Origin of the sequence: Aeromicrobium sp. Leaf291 (genome assembly GCF_001423365.1) — a bacterium.
Classification (GTDB): Bacteria; Actinomycetota; Actinomycetes; order Propionibacteriales; family Nocardioidaceae; genus Aeromicrobium.
This window is the reverse complement of the sequence record NZ_LMNM01000003.1, coordinates 343766-362694: the sequence shown is the minus strand read 5'-3', so window position 1 is coordinate 362694 and position 18929 is coordinate 343766. Positions and strand designations below refer to the sequence as shown.

At 72.0% G+C, this 18929-nt stretch carries 18 protein-coding genes; 10 read left to right on the top strand and 8 right to left on the bottom strand.

What is annotated here, in order from left to right; translation table 11 throughout:
* Window positions 1–144 precede the first annotated feature (144 nt).
* On the top strand, window positions 145–1578 hold the full coding sequence (zwf, locus tag ASF35_RS15430; RefSeq protein ID WP_055969392.1) for a glucose-6-phosphate dehydrogenase: 1434 nt from the start codon (window positions 145–147) through the stop codon (window positions 1576–1578).
* Window positions 1579–1613: 35 nt separating this feature from the next.
* Here the strand turns inward: zwf and ASF35_RS15425 are convergent, their stop codons facing one another.
* From ASF35_RS15425 to ASF35_RS15415, 3 genes are read right to left on the bottom strand one after another with little or no spacing between them, the layout of a single operon-like run.
* Window positions 1614–2057: a GNAT family N-acetyltransferase gene (locus ASF35_RS15425; protein ID WP_055969389.1), complete on the bottom strand. Its 444-nt coding sequence runs from the start codon at window positions 2055–2057 to the stop codon at window positions 1614–1616.
* Window positions 2054–2410, bottom strand: a complete 357-nt coding sequence (locus tag ASF35_RS15420) for a GntR family transcriptional regulator (protein ID WP_082480526.1) — start codon at window positions 2408–2410, stop codon at window positions 2054–2056. The genes ASF35_RS15425 and ASF35_RS15420 overlap by 4 nt, the downstream gene beginning before the upstream one ends.
* The gene (locus ASF35_RS15415; protein WP_055969386.1) at window positions 2407–3228 is read right to left on the bottom strand and encodes a hypothetical protein; all 822 of its coding nucleotides are present in this window, start codon (window positions 3226–3228) and stop codon (window positions 2407–2409) included. Before ASF35_RS15415 ends, ASF35_RS15420 begins: the two co-directional genes overlap by 4 nt.
* 165 nt (window positions 3229–3393) lie before the next feature.
* On the opposite strand from ASF35_RS15415, the gene pcrA reads away from it, so the two are divergent.
* Entirely contained in the window at window positions 3394–5769 is a 2376-nt protein-coding gene (gene pcrA, locus ASF35_RS15410) for a DNA helicase PcrA (protein WP_082480525.1), read from the top strand.
* A gap of 347 nt (window positions 5770–6116) precedes the next feature.
* On the opposite strand, the gene ASF35_RS15405 is transcribed toward pcrA, so the two are convergent.
* Window positions 6117–6899, bottom strand: coding sequence for a M23 family metallopeptidase (locus ASF35_RS15405; RefSeq protein WP_055969383.1), 783 nt, complete (start codon window positions 6897–6899; stop codon window positions 6117–6119).
* A 142-nt stretch (window positions 6900–7041) separates the two neighbouring features.
* Between ASF35_RS15405 and ASF35_RS15400 the strand changes: the two genes are divergently transcribed.
* The 3 genes from ASF35_RS15400 (at window position 7042) to sucD (ending at window position 9577) form a co-directional block, all read left to right on the top strand.
* Complete coding sequence (locus ASF35_RS15400) at window positions 7042–7365, top strand: hypothetical protein (RefSeq protein ID WP_055969380.1); 324 nt, start codon at window positions 7042–7044, stop codon at window positions 7363–7365.
* 141 nt (window positions 7366–7506) lie between these two features.
* Complete coding sequence (gene sucC, locus ASF35_RS15395) at window positions 7507–8673, top strand: ADP-forming succinate--CoA ligase subunit beta (protein ID WP_055969377.1); 1167 nt, start codon at window positions 7507–7509, stop codon at window positions 8671–8673.
* Window positions 8674–8683: 10 nt separating this feature from the next.
* On the top strand, window positions 8684–9577 hold the full coding sequence (gene sucD / locus ASF35_RS15390) for a succinate--CoA ligase subunit alpha (protein ID WP_055969374.1): 894 nt from the start codon (window positions 8684–8686) through the stop codon (window positions 9575–9577).
* A gap of 208 nt (window positions 9578–9785) precedes the next feature.
* Here the strand turns inward: sucD and ASF35_RS15385 are convergent, their stop codons facing one another.
* The gene (locus tag ASF35_RS15385; protein ID WP_055969372.1) at window positions 9786–11606 is read right to left on the bottom strand and encodes a sigma-70 family RNA polymerase sigma factor; all 1821 of its coding nucleotides are present in this window, start codon (window positions 11604–11606) and stop codon (window positions 9786–9788) included.
* A 70-nt stretch (window positions 11607–11676) separates the two neighbouring features.
* Between ASF35_RS15385 and ASF35_RS15380 the strand changes: the two genes are divergently transcribed.
* From ASF35_RS15380 to purH, 3 genes are read left to right on the top strand one after another with little or no spacing between them, the layout of a single operon-like run.
* Window positions 11677–12903, top strand: a complete 1227-nt coding sequence (locus ASF35_RS15380) for a DUF6350 family protein (protein ID WP_055969369.1) — start codon at window positions 11677–11679, stop codon at window positions 12901–12903.
* Window positions 12809–13444, top strand: coding sequence for a phosphoribosylglycinamide formyltransferase (gene purN, locus ASF35_RS15375; protein WP_055969366.1), 636 nt, complete (start codon window positions 12809–12811; stop codon window positions 13442–13444). The genes ASF35_RS15380 and purN overlap by 95 nt, the downstream gene beginning before the upstream one ends.
* A complete protein-coding gene (purH, locus tag ASF35_RS15370) occupies window positions 13441–15012 on the top strand; it encodes a bifunctional phosphoribosylaminoimidazolecarboxamide formyltransferase/IMP cyclohydrolase (protein WP_055969365.1) in 1572 nt (523 codons plus the stop codon). The genes purN and purH overlap by 4 nt, the downstream gene beginning before the upstream one ends.
* 18 nt (window positions 15013–15030) lie before the next feature.
* Here purH and ASF35_RS15365 read toward each other — a convergent pair whose 3' ends face one another.
* Together ASF35_RS15365 and ASF35_RS15360 are read right to left on the bottom strand one after the other, a co-directional pair.
* Window positions 15031–15651 (bottom strand): TetR/AcrR family transcriptional regulator, encoded by a 621-nt coding sequence (locus tag ASF35_RS15365; RefSeq protein ID WP_055969360.1) that lies wholly within the window; start codon window positions 15649–15651, stop codon window positions 15031–15033.
* A 91-nt stretch (window positions 15652–15742) separates the two neighbouring features.
* Window positions 15743–16396 carry a TetR/AcrR family transcriptional regulator gene (locus ASF35_RS15360; protein ID WP_055969358.1) on the bottom strand — a complete coding sequence of 218 codons (654 nt, stop codon included), beginning with the start codon at window positions 16394–16396 and terminating at the stop codon, window positions 15743–15745.
* Window positions 16397–16555: 159 nt separating this feature from the next.
* Here ASF35_RS15360 and ASF35_RS15355 point away from each other — a divergent pair, with 159 nt between their 5' ends.
* Window positions 16556–17419: a bifunctional methylenetetrahydrofolate dehydrogenase/methenyltetrahydrofolate cyclohydrolase gene (locus tag ASF35_RS15355; RefSeq protein WP_055970272.1), complete on the top strand. Its 864-nt coding sequence runs from the start codon at window positions 16556–16558 to the stop codon at window positions 17417–17419.
* 7 nt (window positions 17420–17426) lie between these two features.
* Entirely contained in the window at window positions 17427–17711 is a 285-nt protein-coding gene (locus ASF35_RS15350) for a DUF3017 domain-containing protein (protein ID WP_055969355.1), read from the top strand.
* A gap of 165 nt (window positions 17712–17876) precedes the next feature.
* Here ASF35_RS15350 and ASF35_RS15345 read toward each other — a convergent pair whose 3' ends face one another.
* Window positions 17877–18863 carry a malate dehydrogenase gene (locus tag ASF35_RS15345; RefSeq protein ID WP_055969353.1) on the bottom strand — a complete coding sequence of 329 codons (987 nt, stop codon included), beginning with the start codon at window positions 18861–18863 and terminating at the stop codon, window positions 17877–17879.
* Window positions 18864–18929 lie beyond the last annotated feature (66 nt).

The window sequence follows — 18929 nt, the reverse complement described above, 5'->3', positions numbered from 1 at the left end:
GCAGGACGTCCTGGGGCATCGGGGAGCACGCTGGTCGCGACCCTGGGGGCACCCCGGGTCGACCCTGGCGCTCCGTTGGGTCGCTCGGTGCGGCGATCGAGCGACGTTCACCCGTCCGCAACGAACCGGGTCTAGCCTCGGACCATGAGTGACCCGCACCTGATCGTGCTGTTCGGCGCGACCGGCGACCTGGCCCGACGCAAGCTCCTCCCCGGGCTGCTGCACCTGCTGCGCTCGAGGCTGGTCGCGGACTCGCGCATCATCGCGGTGTCCATGGACGACCTCGACGACGACGGCTTCCGGGCGTTCGCGCAGCAGGCCTGCCAGGAGTTCGGACGTCCCGTCCCGGACGCGGAGTGGGACGACTTCGCCCCCAAGCTGCACTACGTCAACGTGTCCGAGGGCCCCGAGCGGCTGGCCGAGATGGCGGCGTCCCTCGAGGCGGAGCTGGGTGGTGAGCCGCGGCGCCTGCACTACCTGAGCGTGCCGCCGAAGGCCGCGATCGACGTCGTGCAGACGCTGGCGCACGCACGCCTGGTGGACCGCTCGCGGATCATCATGGAGAAGCCGTTCGGCACCGACCTCGCCTCGGCCCGCTCGCTCAACGCGCGGATCCACGAGGTCTTCGACGAGCAGCAGATCTTCCGCATCGACCACTTCCTGGGCAAGGAGGCGGCCCTCAACATCCTCGCGTTCCGGTTCGCGAACGGCCTGTTCGAGCCGATCTGGAACCGCACGTTCATCGACCACGTCCAGATCGACGTCCCCGAGACGCTGTCGCTCAAGGGCCGCTCGGGCTTCTACGAGGGCACGGGCGCGTTCAAGGACATGGTCGTGACGCACCTGTTCCAGATCCTCGCGTTCATGGCGATGGAGCCGCCGACGTCGCTCGACTCCGACTCCATCAGCGAGGAGAAGAACAAGGTCTTCCGGTCGATGCTGCCGCTGCGGCCGTCCGACGTCGTGCGGGGCCAGTACCAGGGCTACCGCGAGGAGCCCGGGGTGCAGCACGACTCCGAGACGGAGACCTTCGTGGCGCTCCGCGCGCAGATCGACAACTGGCGCTGGGCCGGGGTGCCGTTCTACCTGCGGACCGGCAAGCAGATGGCCGAGGGGGCGCGCATCATCTCGATCGCCTTCCGGGAGCCGCCGAAGTCGATGTTCCCCGCCGGCTCCGGGGTGGGGCTGTCGGGTCCGGACCACCTGACCTTCGACCTCGCCGACTCCTCGCGCATGTCGTTGTCGTTCTACGGCAAGCGGCCCGGGCCCGGCATGCGTCTGGACAAGCTGTCCATGCAGTTCGCCATGCAGGACACGGCCCGCGCCGACGAGGTGCTCGAGGCCTACGAGCGGCTCATCCTCGACGCGATGAAGGGGGAGCGGACCCTGTTCACCACCGCGGAGGGCATCGAGCGGCTGTGGGAGATCTCCCAGCCGCTGCTCGACGACCCGCCGCCGGTGCGCCCGTACCCGCCGGGAACCTGGGGTCCGAACTCGGTGCACCAGCTGATCGCCCCGCGTGCCTGGCGGCTGCCGTTCGAGCGGACGTGGCGCAACCCCAACGAGTTCGCCCAGTAGCCCAGCAGCTCGGGCGCCGGACCACCCGAGCGGGGTCAGGGCGCGTCGCGCACCAGGTGCACGACCGGGAACGGGCGGCCGAAGGCGTCGGTGGTGTGGGTGCGCAGACGCCTGAAGCCGTGTGCGGTGTAGAAGCCGAGGCCGTGGGTGTTGCCCGCATAGACCTCCACGCTGGTGGGGCGCACGTGGTCGAGCAGCAGGGTGCCGATGCCGCTGCCGTGCACGGCGGGCTCGACGTAGAGGAGCTCCAGGTGCGGCCCCCGCACGCCGGCGAGTCCGAGCGGGCGCCCGGTGTCGTCCTCGGCCACCCAGACGTCCATGGACGGCAGCAGGGCGTCGCGCAGGTACGGGTGGGCCTCGGCGAAGTCGTCGTCGGACATGAACCCGTGGCTGGTCCGAGCCGCCCGCTCCCAGAGGTCGGTCAGCTCGTCGAGGTCGCGCTCCCCGGCGAGCCGGACGGACACGGGGTCGGCGTTCATCGGCCCCACGCGTCCTCGACGAGCCGCAGCGCCTGGTCGCGGGAGAGTCCTGCCCGGCGGGCGTCGGCGGCGTAGCGGGTGGCCGAGGCCCGGGTGTCCTCGTCCACGGCGACCGCGGCGGCGACGAAGGTGCCGCGTCGGCCGTGGGTCTCGATCACGCCGTCTGCCTCGAGCTCGCGGTAGGCGCGGGCCACGGTGTTGACCGCGAGCCCCAGGTCGGCGGCCAGCTGGCGGACGGTCGGCAGCTTGTGCCCGGGCGGCAGGGAGCCGTCGGCCGCGCCGGCGGCCACCTGCCGACGCACCTGCTCGAACGGGGGCTCGGCCGTGGCCGGGTCCACCACGAGGGCGATCACGCGGCCACCGCCTGGCGGTTGGTCCGCCGGACGGCGACGAGCCCGCCGACGAGGACGACCACGAGTGCGCCGAGGACGAGGGCCGTCGTGCGCAGCGCCCCCGGACCGGCGGCGATCGCGGGGGCGAGCAGAGCCGTGAGCGTCAGGACGCCACCGCTGGCGAGCAGGTTCTCGGTGAACCGGTCGATGCTCACGGCACCGGCGACGGTCGCGACGGCCAGGGTCTGGTCGTCCTCCGCGACGAGCGCCTGCCGCACCATGCGGGCTCGGACGCCGATGCAGACGACCATCACGACGAGGGCCCCGCTCGCGGCGGCCACGGCGCCGTTCCCGCCGTCGACGCCGTCGACGAGGGTGGCCACGGCGAGCGCGAACCCGGCGACGGCCGCGACGACGAGGGCCAGCTCGCCGATCCGTTCAGCGGTGCTGCCGTGAGCCGTGCGCGGCACGAGCGACGCGGCTCGGCGGCCGCGGGGTGACGGGGTCCGGCGCACGACGTTGACGGCCTCGGAAGCGACGGCGCACACGACGGTCGAGGTCAGCACGATCGCGACGTGGGCGAGGCCGTCGGGCCCGGAGGTGTCGCCCGCGCCGACCCCCGCCACGAGCGGCACGATGCCGAGGAGAGTCCCGATGCCGGCACCCACGGCCCCGACCTGGAGTCGGTGGGTCAGCTCGGCGACCAGGGCGTCGCGGTCGACGTCGACCCGGGTGCGCCGTGCCCAGACGGCGGCGTGGGCCACTGCCTGGCGCGGTGCCGTGCAGTACAGCACGACGGCGAGTGCGAGCAGGACGATGACGAGGGTGGTGGTGCTCATGGTCGGTCCCCGATCCGGTTCGACGACGGTTTGTCTCAACCTTTGTATCGCATTGTAGTGACACAATCAAGTCTGCGGGCGAGCCGGGGCGGGCCGCCTCGGTGGCAGGCGAGCCGGAGGTGGCGGGATCGGGGTGTCAGGCCTCCCGTCTAGGCTGGACCGGTCATGACGCTGCCGTTCCCCGTGCCCCAAGGTGCCCGCCCCCCGTCTCCCTCCGACGGCACCGGAGGTGGTGCCGGCAGCGGGCGGTCCGGGCGACGCGCGGCGCGCTCGGAGACGCTGCTCGAGGGACTGAACGACGCCCAGCGGGCTGCCGTGTCCCACGCTCCCGGTCCGGTGCTCGTGGTGGCCGGTGCCGGGTCCGGCAAGACCCGCGTCCTCACCCGACGCATCGCCTGGCTGATCGCCGCACGCGGCGCCCATCCGGGCTCGATCCTGGCCATCACCTTCACCAACAAGGCCGCCGCCGAGATGCGCGAGCGCGTGGCCGAGCTGGTGGGCGGGCCGTCGCGAGCCATGTGGGTGAGCACGTTCCACTCCTCGTGCGTGCGCATCCTGCGGCGCGAGGCCAACCGATTCGGCTACACGTCGACGTTCAGCATCTACGACGCGGCCGACTCCCGACGCCTCATGACCATGGTCTGCCGCGACATGGGCCTGGACCCCAAGCGGGTGAACCCGCGCGCGGTCCTGCACTGGGTCTCCAACCTCAAGAACGACCTGGTCGACCACGAGTCCGCGGGTGGTCACGCCACCAACGGCACCGAGGAGCTCTACGCCGAGGCCTACGGGCTCTACCAGCAGCGGCTGCGCGCGGCCAACGCCATGGACTTCGACGACCTGATCATGCAGACCGTCCACCTGTTCCAGGCGTTCCCCGACGTCCGCGAGACCTACCGCCGCCGCTTCCGGCACGTGCTCGTCGACGAGTACCAGGACACCAACCACGCCCAGTACGCCCTCGTGCGCGAGCTGTGCGACCCCGAGACCGACCCGGACCTCGACCTCATGGTCGTGGGAGACTCCGACCAGTCCATCTACGCCTTCCGCGGTGCCAACATCCGCAACATCCTGGAGTTCGAGGAGGACTACCCGAACGCCTCCACCGTGCTGCTGGAGCAGAACTACCGCTCGACCCAGACCATCCTCAACGCCGCCAACGCCGTCATCAGCCGCAACGAGGGACGCAAGGACAAGAACCTGTGGTCGGCGGCCGGCGAGGGCGAGCGCATCGTCGGCTACGTCGGCGACGACGAGCGCGACGAGGCCCAGTTCATCGCCGACGAGGTCGACCGGCTGACCGATGCCGGCGACGCCAAGGCCTCCGACGTCGCCGTCTTCTATCGCACCAACGCGCAGTCGCGCGTGTTCGAGGAGGTCTTCATCCGCGTGGGCCTGCCGTACCGCGTCGTCGGCGGGGTGCGGTTCTACGAGCGCAAGGAGATCAAGGACGCGCTCGCCTACGTGCGCGCGCTGATCAACCCCCGCGACACGGTCTCGCTGCGACGCATCGTCAACGAGCCCAAACGCGGCATCGGCGACGGCGCGCAGGCCGCGGTCGAGCGGTTCGCCGCACGCGAGCAGATCTCGTTCTGGGACGGTCTGCAGCGCGCGAAGGAGGCCGGTGACCTGGCCTCGCGCTCGCTCAACGCCGTCACCACCTTCGCCGAGACCATGGCCGAGCTGCGCGAGCTGGCCCTGTCGGGCGAACCCGCCGACGTCGTGCTCGAGGCCGCGCTCACCCGCACCGGCTACCTGACCGCGCTCGAGTCGAGCAAGGACCCGCAGGACGAGACCCGCGTCGAGAACCTGGCCGAGCTGGTGGCGGTCGCGCGCGAGTTCGTCGTGAACGCCTCGACGGTCACCGACGAGGAGACGGGCCGCGAGGACGGCGACCTGACGCGCGGCTCCCTGGAGGCGTTCCTCGAGCAGGTCGCGCTCGTGGCCGACGCCGACGCCGTGCCCGACGAGGGTGACGGGGTGGTCACCTTGATGACCCTGCACACCGCCAAGGGCCTGGAGTTCCCCGTGGTGTTCCTGACCGGGCTCGAGGACGGCGTCTTCCCGCACCTTCGGGCCCTCGGCGACGCCTCCGAGCTGCAGGAGGAGCGACGTCTTGCCTACGTCGGCATCACACGGGCCCGCGAGCGGCTCTACGTCACGCGCGCCATGAGCCGGGCGGCGTGGGGCGCCCCCTCGTACAACCCGGCGTCACGCTTCCTCGACGAGCTGCCCGGCCACCTGCTCGACTGGCGTCGTGAGGCGCAGTCGCCCACGGCCTGGACCCGAGCTGCGTCGTCCAGCGGTCGGTCCACGTCCAGCGCCCCGGCCTTCACGGCCAAGGCCGCGGCGGCCCGGTCGCAGCGCAAGCGCGACATCCCCTCGCTCGACCCGGGGGACCGCGTCACCCACGACAGCTTCGGCCTCGGCACCGTCGTGGCCCTCGACGGCCAGGGCGACAACGCCGTCGCGAGCGTCGACTTCGGCTCCCAGGGCGTCAAGCGCCTGCTCCTGCGCTACGCCCCCGTCGAGAAGCTCTGACCGATCGGCCCCGCCACACTGGCCGGGTCCGCACCGTCAGAGGTAGGTGGCGCGTGGAATCGGCTGTTCAGAGGGAGGTGGCACGCGGAATCTGGCGGTCGGAGGTAGGTGGCACGCGGATACGCGTCCTCATTCCGCGGCTCTCCTACCTCTGACGGCGCGATTCCGCGGTCTACCTACCTCTGACGGGGGGTCGGGTGCAACGCGGGGGCTGCTCCATCGAGGCTCCTGAGGCCGACCTGGGTCGGAGCCGGGGCGGCGCAGCGGCAAGCGAGCTCGCGACGGAGCGTGCAGGCATGCCGATCAACGCAGCGCGGCTCGAGACCGGCCGTTCGGACCCGGCAGGATCAGGGGGTGACGCCGTGCTCGCGGAGCGCAGCGTCGGGGTCGACGGGTCCGCCGCCGCCCGGGTGCACCTCGAGGTGCAGGTGCGGGCCGGTGACGTTGCCCGTGGAGCCGGTGTAGCCGATCGTCTGGCCGGCGCCGACCTTGTCGCCGACGTTGACGGAGACCCGGCTCTGGTGGCAGTACCAGATCTCGGTGCCGTCGTCGAGCGTGACGATGGTGCGGTTGCCGTAGGCACCCTCGTAGCCGGCCGACGTCACGGTGCCCGCGGCGACCGAGACGATCGTCGAGCCGGACGGCCCGGCGAAGTCGAGGCCGGTGTGGGTGCTCGACCACAGCGAGCTGGCCTGGCCGAAGCGCGCCGTGAGGCGGTAGCCGGTGACGGGCAGGACCCACTGGTTGGACTTGTACTCGTCGGCGACGTTCTGCGCCTTGTCGCGCAGCTCCTCGTCGACCTTGAGCTTCTGCGAGGCCTGCTGCTCCGTCTGGCGCTGGAGCGTCGCCTTGTCGATCTCGGGGGTGACGTCGACGTCCTGCGTGCCGGTGTAGCTGGCCGAGATCGTCTGGTAGCCCGACTGCAGCGCACCGCGGTCGGCCTGCGACGAGAAGGCGCCGGCTCCGATGCCTGCGACGACGAGGGCGAAGGCACCCGCTGCGGCGGGCGTCAGCCGGAAGCTCCGACGACGGCGCTGCGGGCGGCTGACGGCCCGACGTCCGCCGGGGAGCGTGTCGCGAGGGGTCTGCTGCCGTACGTCGAGGCGACGTTTGGGGGCAGACGAAGACACGCAGGAACCTCCGGGCGGCAGGGCGGGACCCGACGAGTCTAGAGGACGCATGGGTCTGGTCAAGGAGCAAAGGTCACGATCGAGGGCCGAACGCCGGGTTCCCCGCGTGGAAGGCAGGCCCCGTGTGAGCAGGTTCACGCGCATGGGCGACGATCTCGACGTGCAGTCCTCCCGCGTCGTGGTCGCGATCCTCGATCTCGACACCGCCCTCGACACCGCCCCCGACACCGCCCCCGACACCGCCTCCGACACCGCTCTGCGGAGCGCGCGGACGGCGAGCGCGGAGGGGCACGAGGTCGTGTACCTGGGCCGCAGCGACCCGCAGGCCACGGCGTGGGCGGTCAGGGCCGAGGACGCGGCCACCGCGCTGGTCGTGGCCGACGACGCGTCCGCGCAGCAGCTCCGCGAGGCGCTGGACGCGATGGGGCTCCACGAGGTGCAGGTCTCCCGCGTCGCGTCACGGTGATGGCTCACGGCGGGTCGGGAGCCGTTCGTGGCCGTGGCCCTGTGACGCACCCCATCGCCCGGACCGGCCGCGCAGAGGCTAGAGTCCCGAGAGGCTCTGACCTACCTCAGAGGACCTGGACAACCAAGGACGGTCATCACCGTGGATCTGATGGAATACCAGGCGAAGGAGCTCTTCGCCAAGCATGGCGTCGCGACGACGCTCGGCACGGTCGTGCAGACCGCCGATGAAGCCAAGGCAGCAGCTGAGCAGATGGGCGGCGTGACCGTCGTCAAGGCTCAGGTGAAGGCCGGCGGTCGCGGCAAGGCAGGCGGCGTCAAGCTCGCCAAGACGGCCGACGAGGCCTACGAGCACGCCTCCAACATCCTGGGCATGGAGATCAAGGGCCTCACGGTCAACCGCGTGCTCGTCACGCCGGCCACGCCCCCGGTCGAGGAGTACTACTTCTCGTTCCTGCTCGACCGCTCCAACCGCAGCTACCTGTGCATCGCGAGCGTCGAGGGTGGTGTGGAGATCGAGGAGGTCGCCAAGACCAACCCCGAGGCCGTGCGCCAGATCCCGATCGACGCCGACGCCGGTGTCGACGAGGCCAAGGCCCGCGAGATCGTGGCCGACGCGAAGTTCCCCGCCGAGCTCGCCGACCAGGCCGTGGCCATGGTCCAGTCGCTCTGGAAGGTCTTCGTCGAGGAGGACGCCACCCTCGTCGAGGTCAACCCGCTCGCCCGTCTCGACGGCGACAAGCTCGAGGCGCTCGACGGCAAGGTGTCGCTCGACGACAACGCCTCCGAGGTGCGCCACCCCGAGCACGAGGACTTCGTGATCCACGAGGAGGCCGACCCGCTCGAGGCGAAGGCCAAGGAGAAGGGCCTCAACTACGTCAAGCTCGACGGCGAGGTCGGCATCATCGGCAACGGCGCGGGACTCGTCATGAGCACCCTCGACGTGGTCGCCTACGCCGGCGAGAAGCACGGCGACGTGAAGCCGGCGAACTTCCTCGACATCGGTGGCGGAGCGTCGGCGCAGGTCATGGCCGACGGTCTCGACGTCATCCTCGGTGACCCGCAGGTCAAGAGCGTCTTCGTGAACGTCTTCGGCGGCATCACGTCGTGCGACGCCGTCGCGAACGGCATCAAGGGCGCGCTCGAGCTGCTCGGCGACGGCGCCACCAAGCCGCTCGTGGTCCGTCTCGACGGCAACAACGTCGACGAGGGCCGCGCGATCCTGGACGAGCTGAACCACCCGCTCGTGACGCAGGTGGACACCATGGACGGTGCGGCCGACAAGGCCGCCGAGCTGGCGAACGGCTGAAGGGGCTGACATGTCGATCTTCCTGACCAAGGACTCCAAGGTCATCGTCCAGGGCATCACCGGCGGCGAGGGCTCCAAGCACACCGCCCGCATGCTGGCGGCCGGCACGAACATCGTGGGCGGCGTCAACGCCCGCAAGGCCGGCACGACCGTCACCCACACCGACGCCTCCGGCGCCGAGGTGGAGCTGCCGGTCTTCGGCACCGTGGCCGAGGCCATCGAGAAGACGGGCGCCGACGTCAGCGTCGCGTTCGTCCCGCCCGCGTTCACCAAGGACGCCGTGATCGAGGCCATCGACGCCGAGATCGGGCTGCTCGTCATCATCACCGAGGGCGTCCCCGTCCAGGACTCCGCGGAGTTCTGGGCCTACGCCCAGGGCAAGAAGACGCGCATCATCGGCCCGAACTGCCCCGGCATCATCACGCCGGGCGAGGCGCTCGCCGGGATCACGCCCGCCAACATCGCGGGCAAGGGCCCCATCGGCCTGGTGTCGAAGTCGGGCACGCTGACCTACCAGATGATGTTCGAGCTGCGCGACTTCGGCTTCTCGACCGCCATCGGCATCGGCGGCGACCCGATCATCGGCACCACCCACATCGACGCCCTCGAGGCGTTCGAGGCCGACCCCGAGACGAAGGCGATCGTGATGATCGGCGAGATCGGTGGCGACGCGGAGGAGAAGGCGGCGGCCTACATCAAGGCCAACGTCACCAAGCCCGTCGTCGGCTACGTGGCCGGCTTCACCGCTCCCGAGGGCAAGACGATGGGCCACGCCGGCGCCATCGTGTCCGACGGCGCGGGCACGGCGCAGGGCAAGAAGGAGGCCCTCGAGGCCGCCGGGGTCAAGGTCGGCAAGACGCCGTCCGAGACCGCCGAGCTCATGCGCGAGATCCTCAACGGCTGACCTCACGTCTGCTGCACGAACGGGCCCCGACCGACAGGTCGGGGCCCGTTCTGCGTGCCCGCGGTGCTCCGCACCGAGCGGCCGTCGGGACCGCACGGTCGGCCCCCGCATGGTCGGCGCAGGAAGCCCGCCCCGGGACAGGTGGGACGAGAGCGGACGGCCCGGCTCAGGAGGCTCGGCTCAGGGGGCCCGGCTCAGGAGGTCGGGCTCAGGAGGTCGGGGCGTAGGTGAGGCGCTCACCGGCCCGCTTGACGAGGGCCTCCCAGGTCTTGCGGTCCACGTCGTAGTCGCCCACGGGCGTCATGGTCACCTGGGCGACGGCCTTGCCCCGCCGCACGATGCCCGTGCGGATGACGACGCGGTCGCCCTCGGAGACCTCGAGGCTGATCTTCCAGGACCGGCCGCTGAAGCCGGAGCCCTCGATCTTCTTCTCCTGGGTCACCTCCGCGGAGAGGTTCGCGTCGGGGCAGTCGTCGATGTCGTCGCGCACCTTGTCGACGAGCTTCTTCGCCGCGTCGTCGCTGGAGTACCGCCCGACCGTCTCGGTGATGCCGAACTCGGCGGGGACGCCGACGGCGTCGGGGATGACGAAGACGCGCGAGGCGGTGGACTCCAAGCCCTTGCGGCGGAAGTCGGCCTCGTCGCACTGGGTGGCCGCGGGGTTGGTCTCCGGTCGCAGCGGTCGGGTGCCCGACCACACCTTGTCGATGTCGGCGATCGGCGGCAGGTCGACGGTGCCCAGGAAGGCCACCGAGCTCGACGTGCGCGGCGGGATGGTCCGGACGACCTCGAAGTCGTCGGTGCAGCGTCCGCCGCTGTCACGGCAGACCTTCTCGACGGACGCGTTGAGCGCCGTCGCGAACGCCTGGATGTCCGGTCCCGAGGCTCCGGTGCGCTCGTGGACCAGGGTGCTGGTGACGCGGCCGGAGTGCGCGAGGCCGACGGTGAAGACCTTCTGCGGCGACCGGTGGGACCGCAGGCGCAGGATCTGGAAGTCGCCGAACGGGCGCTTGACCACGTAGGAGCCGACCAGCTGGACGCGTGGGTGGCTGCAGTCGGCGTACCAGCCCAGCGTGGTGTCGTAGGCCTTCTCCGCGGCGGCGGTGTCGCGCGAGACCTCGATCGACTCGGCGACCCGGTCATCGGCGTCGCCGCTGCCGGCGAACGTGCGCACGAAGACCCGCAGGGGATCGGAGTCGGCGAAGCGCTGCGGCGGGCACGTGGCGTACGGGGTCTCGTTCTTCGGGTCCTCGTCGGTTCCCGACGACGACCACCGCTGGTCGGGGTCGAGCCGGGCCACCTGGGCCGGGGACAGCAGGTTCTCGGCGGTGATCTTGCGTGCCTCGAGCACCAGGTCGGGGCGCTCCGCGCCGAGCTTCTCGCGGTACGGCAGGTCGCTCTGCGTGGCCAGGGCGTCGCCGTCGGTGGCCACCAGCCCGCCGGCGAGCACGGCGACGACGCTCGCCGCGACGAGCGCGACGGTGTTGCGGCGTCGACCTCGACGCGCTGCCGTCCGCACCTCGTCGGCTCCGGGCATGCTGAGCTGCCCGGTGACGGCGCCGAGGCCCTTGAGCCGGTCCTCGAGGTCGGCGAGCGAGAGGTCGAGGCGCTTCTCGAGGCCGTCGAGCGCCGTGGTGACCGCCTCGATGCCTTCCTCGGCGCTCACCCCGACCTCGCGCGAGGCCTGGTCGAGGTCCGTGTCGCCCAGGGTCAGCAGGACGATGAGACGGCGGTCGTCGGCCGACAGGTCGTGCAGCGCCTCGAGGAGCGCGGTGTCGGCGTCCTCCTCGTGGCGGCGTCGCAGGGGATGGGTGCCACGGCTGAGCGCGGTGAGCTTCCACGCCTCGGTGCGGACGTAGGCGAGCGGGTCGCGCTGGCGGATCTTCGACCAGTCGCGCCAGGCCCGACGGTAGGCGTCGACGGTGGCCTCCTGGGCCACCTGGCGGTCGCCGCACATGGCGTACACCGCACGCAGACAGGTCGCCGAGGTCGCCTCGTAGAAGCTGGTGAACTCGTCGACGCGGGTCATCGAGCTCGCCTCCTCGGGGGTGTCGGCGTGGCTTGTCGGAACGCCACGACCTTACCGGGAGGATGGTGGGGTGAACCCGACCGTCGCGACCGCACCGCTGCGTCCGGGCTTCCTCACCGCGATCCTGACCGTGATCACGGCCTTGGTGCTGGGCTCGGGGGTGGCGCTGCTGAGCGGGGCCGACCTCGTCCCGGCGCTGCGCACGGGCGCCCGCGCCTGGCTCGTCCTCCAAGGCTCCGGCCTCGAGCTCCAGGGCGCCACGCTCGGTCTCGTGCCGCTCGGCGGGGTGCTGCTGTGCGTGGCGCTGACCGCTCGGGTGGCGCACGCCATGACGCCGGACCCGGTGGACTCGCCGGGCGCGTTCGCCGCCACCGTCGCGGGGACCTGCGGCGTGCTCGCCGCCGTCCTGGCCAGCGTGGCCAGCACTCCCTCGATCGTCGTGCACCCCGTGCGCGCGGCAGCGGCGGCCTTCGTGGTCTCCGGTGTCGGCGCCGCGCTCGGGGCCACGCTCCCGCACGGACGCGGCCGTGACCTCTGGCCCGACGCGTGGCGTCGGGCCGACGTCCGCCAGGCCGTGCGCGCCGGCGCCCTGGGCGCGCTCGTCCTGCTCGCCGCGGCCGCGGTCGTGGTGCTCGCGCTGCTGGTGCTGCACGTCGACCGGGCGTCGCAGCTGTGGGCCCTCCTCGATCCGGGTCTCGCGGGTGCTCCGGCCCTCGCGCTGCTCTGCCTGCTCGCCGTGCCGACCATGGTCGCCTGGGCGACGTCGGTCCTGCTCGGCCCCGGCTTCGTCCTCGGGTCCCAGACGTCGGTCGACCTCACGGGGTCCCAGCTCGGTGCCGTCCCGGGGCTGCCGGTGCTGGCGGCCCTGCCCGCGCCCGGCGCCTTCGGCGACGTCGTGGTCGCGCTCGGTCTGCTGCCCGTGCTCGCCGGGTTCGTGGCCGGGTGGCGGCTGCCGCGCTCGTCCGGTCCGCTGCTGGGCATCCACGACCGGCCCGTGCTCGCCCGGTGCGCCCAGGGCGCGGTGGCCGGCGGCGTCGCGGGCCTGCTCGTGGGGGTCGTGGTGGGCATCTCCGGGGGCGCCGTGGGTCCCGGACGCCTCGCGGAGGCGGGCCCGCCCGCACTCACGCCCCTGCTCGTCGCGGTGCCCGTCATGGCCCTGGGCGGTGCGCTCGGTGCGTTGGCGTCGCACTATCGTGGCGCCCGTGCCCCAGAGTCCGCGACGTCAGAGCGCTCGCCTCGTCGTCCTCGTCTCCGGCTCCGGCACCAACCTCCAGGCCCTGATCGACGCGACGACTGACCCGACCTACGGCGCCACGATCGTCGCGGTCGGCGCCGACCGCGACGGCATCGAGGGACTCGCCCGCGCGGAGCGTGCAGGCGTCCCCACGTTCGTCGAGCGGCTCGGCGACCACCCCGACCGCGACTCCTGGGACGCTGCCCTGACCGAGCAGGTCGCCGCCCACGAACCCGACCTCGTCGTCCTCGCCGGCTTCATGAAGCTCGCCGGACCCCACTTCCTGGCCCGCTTCGGCGGTCGCACGCTCAACACGCACCCGGCGCTCTCGCCGTCGTTCCCCGGCATGCACGGCCCCCGTGACGCGCTCGCGTACGGCGTCAAGATCACCGGGGCCACGCTGTTCGTCGTCGACGCCGGGGTCGACACCGGGCCGATCGTGGCCCAGGTGGCCGTGCCGGTGCTCCCCGACGACGACGAGACCACGCTGCACGAACGCATCAAGACCAGCGAGCGTCGCATGCTCGTCGACTCCGTCGGCGAGCTGGCGCGCCGCGGCTTCACCCTCAACGACCGCACCATCGAGCTCGGAGACCCTGCATGAGCACACGACAGATCAAGCGCGCCCTCGTCTCGGTGTACGACAAGACCGGGCTCGAGCAGCTGGCCCAGGCGCTGCACGCGGCCGACGTCGCCATCGTCTCGACCGGGTCGACGGCCCGCACCATCGAGGCCGCGGGCGTGCCCGTGACACCGGTCGAGGAGCTGACCGGCTTCCCCGAGTGCCTCGACGGCCGGGTCAAGACCCTGCACCCGCGCGTGCACGCCGGCATCCTGGCCGACACCCGGCTGGAGTCCCACACGGCCCAGCTGGCCGAGCTGGGCGTGGAGCCGTTCGACCTCGTCGTCGTCAACCTCTATCCCTTCCGCGAGACGGTGGCCTCGGGCGCCACGCCGGACGAGTGCGTCGAGCAGATCGACATCGGCGGTCCCTCGATGGTGCGCGCGGCCGCCAAGAACCACCCGAGCGTCGCGATCGTGACCTCGCCCGACGCCTACGCCGACGTCTCGCAGGCGCTGGCCGGCGGCGGCTTCACGCTCGAGCAGCGCAAGCGGCTCGCGGCCCAGGCCTTCGCCCACACCGCCGCGTACGACGTGGCCGTCGCCGAGTGGTTCGCCGGCGAGTACACGCGTGACGAGTCGGTCGACGGGGGCTGGCCGGCCTTCGCAGGGTCCGCCGGCACGCTGACGTCGGTGCTGCGGTACGGCGAGAACCCGCACCAGCAGGCCGCTCTCTACGCCGACGGCACCGGTGGTCTCGCCTCCGCCGAGCAGCTGCACGGCAAGGAGATGAGCTACAACAACTACGTCGACACCGACGCGGCGCGACGCGCGGCGTTCGACCACGACGAGCCCGCCGTGGCGATCATCAAGCACGCCAACCCGTGCGGGATCGCCGTCGGCGCCGACGTGGCGCAGGCGCACGCCCGCGCCCACGCGTGCGACCCGGTGTCCGCCTTCGGTGGCGTCATCGCCGCCAACCGGCCGGTGAGCGTGGCGATGGCCGAGCAGGTGGCCGAGGTCTTCACCGAGGTGATCGTGGCCCCCGACTACGAGCCGGGCGCCGTGGAGGTGCTGCAGGGCAAGAAGAACATCAGGATCCTGCGGTCACCCGCGCCGGCGCAGACCGACGGCGCCGCGACCGACACGGAGGTGCGCCCGATCTCGGGTGGGCGACTGGTCCAGCAGGTCGACCACGTCGACGCCGCAGGTGACGACCCCGCCTCCTGGACGCTGGTGTCCGGCGATCCGGCCGACGACGCGCTCCTCGCCGACCTGGCCTTCGCCTGGACGGCGGTCCGAGCGGTCAAGTCGAACGCCATCCTCCTGGCCAAGGACGGCGGGTCGGTGGGCATCGGCATGGGACAGGTCAACCGGGTCGACTCGTGCCGTCTGGCCGTCGAGCGAGCGGGCGAGGATCGGGCCCGGGGTGCCGTGGCCGCGTCGGACGCGTTCTTCCCGTTCGCCGACGGTCCGCAGATCCTCATCGACGCGGGCGTGCGCGCCATCGTCCAGCCGGGCGGGTCGGTGCGTGACGACGAGACGATCGCCGCAGCGCAGGCTGCGGGCGTGACGATGTACGTGACCGGGACGCGTCACTTCTTCCACTGACGCGCGGTCGGCGCGGCGTCAGGAGCTCGTGCGCAGACCGTCCTCGAGGACGCGCACGACCTGGCGGCGCAGCAGCGCGGCCACGGAGGCGATGTCGTCCGACGGGTCGGTGATCGACACGAGGGCTCCGGTGTAGAGCACCGACAGCGCCCGGACGCACTCGACGCTGTCCTCCACGCCGGCGGCCTGGACGAGCGAGATCATCGACGCACCCACGTTGGCCCGCATGGCGTGCAGGTCGTCCATGAGGTGGGGCCGGGAGAACGTCGCCAGGTAGACCTGCATCTGCTGCGCAGCCGACGTCGAGGTGTGGTCGGAGAGCAGCCGCTCGAAGATGGCCCCGACCTCGTCGGGGGTGAGGACGGTGCCGGGCTCTGGCTGCAGCGCGTTCCAGGTCTCGTTCCAGGACGCGAGGGTCTGGCTGAACACCACGTCGACGAGCTGCTCGATCGAGGCGAAGTAGTAGGACACCGTGGCGAGCGGCACGTCGGCGGCCTCGCTCACGGACCGGTGGGTCACGGCCTTGGTGCCACCCTCGGCGAAGAGGGTGGCCGCGGCGGTGATGAGCTGGTCACGGCGGACCCGGCTGCGTTCCTGGCTGAGCCGGGCACGTCCCCCAGGAGGGGTGCTGTCGGTCATGAACGGCCGCGTCCGGGGCTGGGGACGTCCAAGGCACCAACGAGCATGATCGCGTCGTCCTTCGCTTCGTGTACCCCGAGACTGTTGATCGTCAGTCTAATGACGCACCGGTCGCTTTGGCGAGAGCCCCGTCGATCACGTCTCGTCCCAGGAGGTGGGCGCCGACCAGGTCGCGCAAGGTCTCGCTCATGCGCTCGGCCTCCTCGGTCTCGGAGTAGAGGCCCGACTGGCGGCGCAGAGCGGTGCCGGCCACCGCGGTCAGGAGGGCGCCGGCGAGTCGCTCGGGGGCGGGGACGCCGAGAGCCGTGAGCCAGCCGATGGTGAGCTGCTCGAAGCTGCGAAGCGCGCTGGCGGCCTCGTCGCGCAGGGCCTCGTCGCGGGTCGCGGCGAGGTAGATCGAGAGCTCGAGGGCGGCGACCTCGGGACCACGGGCCGAGAACACGCCCACGATGGTGGGGGTCACGTCGCAGACCCGCAGCGTCCGGGGCCCGGAGTCGAAGCCGGCCAGCGTGTCGAGCGAGGCCCGCCACCGTCCGATGTGGTCGCGCAGGGCCTCGCGGAGCAGCTCCTCGATCGAGGCGAAGTAGTAGGTGGTGGTGGCCGGGGGGAGCCCGGCTCGTCGTGCGACCGCGCGGTGCGTGACGGCGCGTGCGCCGCCTTCGGCGAACAGCTCGATGGCGGCGGCGACGAGCTCGTCGCGTCGCTGCCGACTGCGCTCCTGGGACAGCTGTGCCCGCGTCGTCATCCGTCACCCTCTCCCGTGCGGTGCCGTGCGGCACCGGGACCGTCCTGCCGGTCTGCAGCGTGACCACCGAGGCGGGTCACTCTCCCGGACCTGAGTGTAGGGGGAGTGTCCATCGGGTCATGTTCCTCGCGGGCGCCGAGCCGTGACAGACTCGTGCGCGTGACGGCGCAGATCCTCGACGGCAAGGCGGTGGCCGCGGCCATCAAGACGGAGCTCACCGGCAGGGTGGCAGCCCTGCGGGAGCGTGGGCTGGTGCCGGGTCTGGGCACCATCCTGGTCGGCGACGACCCGGGTAGCCGCTGGTACGTGGACGCCAAGCACCGCGACTGCGCCCAGATCGGGATCGAGTCGATCCGCGTCGACCTCCCGGCGTCGGCGACGCAGGCCGAGATCGAGGCGGCGGTCGACGGCCTGAACGCCGACCCCGACTGCACCCTCTACATCGTGCAGCTGCCGCTGCCGCGCGGGATCGACGAGAACGCCGTGATCGGCCGGATCGACCCGGCGAAGGACGCCGACGGGCTGCACCCCACCAACCTGGGCTGGCTGGTGCTCGGTGAGCCCGCCCCGCTGCCGTGCACGCCCCGCGGGATCGTGGAGCTGCTGCGCCGCCACGACGTGCCGATCGCGGGGGCGAACGTCGTGGTCGTCGGTCGCGGCATCACCGTCGGCCGTCCCATGGGACTGCTGCTCACGCGACGCTCGGAGAACGCCACCGTCACGCTGTGCCACACGGGCACGCGCGACCTCGCCGCCGAGGTGCGGCGCGCCGACATCGTCGTCGCCGCGGCCGGCGTGCCGGGCATCATCACTGCCGACATGGTCAAGCCCGGTGCCGCCCTGCTCGACGTCGGGGTCAGCCGCGACGAGGCCGGCAAGATCGTCGGCGACCTGCACCCCGGCGTGATGGACGTGGCCGGCTGGGTGGCCCCCAATCCCGGCGGCGTGGGTCCGATGACGCGGGCGATGCTGCTGAGCAACGTGGTCGACGAGGCCGAGAAGATCGTCGCGAGCCGGGGATGACGGCGCGGTGAAGGTGCCTCTGCCGCGCAGCCGCGGATCGCAGATCTACCTGCTCCTGCTCGTGGGGGTGGCGGTCGGGCTCGTCCTCGTGGCGTTCGGCGCCTGGCGGGCCGGCCTGATGGTGGTGGGCGTGACGTTCGTGCTGGGCGCGATCGCCCGTGTGGTGGTGCCACCGGACCACGTGGGGATGCTCCGGGTGCGCGGCCGGACGTTCGACATCGTCTGGATGACGGTGCTGGGCGCGAGCCTGAGCCTGCTGGCCCTGATCGTGCCGCCCGGCCCGCCGGCCTGAGGCAGGGCCCGCCGGCCTGAGGCAGGGAACAGCCCGCCGGCCTGAGGCAGGGAACAGCCCGCCGGCCTGAGGCAGGGAACAGCCCGCCGGCCTGAGGCAGGACACGAACGACGCACGGTCCCCGTCCGGGTGGGAGGGGACCGTGCGTCGTGCTGAGGGTGGAGCTCAGATCAGGCCGAGCTCCTTGACCGCGTCGCGCTCCTCGACCAGCTCGGTCGCGGTGGCGTCCATGCGCGCCCGGCTGAAGTCGTCGATCTCCAGGCCCTGGACGATCTCCCAGTCACCGTTGCTCGTGGTGACGGGGTAGGAGTAGATCAGGCCCTCGGGGACGCCGTAGGAGCCGTCGGAGACGACGGCCATGGAGGCCCAGTCGCCCTTGGGCGTGCCGTGCAGCCAGTCGCGGGCGGCGTCGATGGTGGCCGACGCGGCGGAGGCGGCCGACGAGGCGCCGCGCGCCTCGATGATGGCCGCGCCGCGCTTGGCGACGGTCGGGATGAAGGTGTCCTCGATCCAGGCCTGGTCGTCGACGACCTCGGCGGCGGGACGGCCACCGATCTCGGCGTGGAAGACGTCCGGGTACTGCGTGGCGGAGTGGTTGCCCCAGATGGTCAGCTTCGTGATGTCGCCGACCTTCGAGCCGGTCTTGGCGGCCAGCTGGCTGAGTGCGCGGTTGTGGTCGAGCCGCGTCAGGGCGCTGAAGCGCTCGCGCGGGATGTCGGGCGCGTTGCTCATGGCGATGAGCGCGTTGGTGTTCGCCGGGTTGCCGGTGACGCCGATGCGCACGTCGTCGGCCGCGACCGCGTTGAGGGCCTTGCCCTGGGCGGTGAAGATCGCGCCGTTGGCCTCGAGCAGGTCGCCGCGCTCCATGCCCTTGGTGCGGGGGCGGGCGCCCACGAGCAGGGCCAGGTTGACGCCGTCGAAGATGTGCTCGGCGTCGTCACCGATCTCGACGGAGTCGAGCGTGGTGAAGGCGCAGTCGTCGAGCTCCATCACGACGCCCTCGAGCGCCTTGAGGGCCGGGGTGATCTCGAGCAGCCGCAGCTGGACCGGGGTGTCGGGTCCGAGCAGGGCGCCGGAGGCGATCCGGAAGAGGAGGCTGTAGCCGATCTGGCCGGCGGCGCCGGTGACGGCGACCTTGACGGGAGTGGTCACTCGATGCTCCTTGAGGTGGTGGGGCGACGGAGGTCTGTACGGATGAGCTGAGGTGCGGATGAGCCG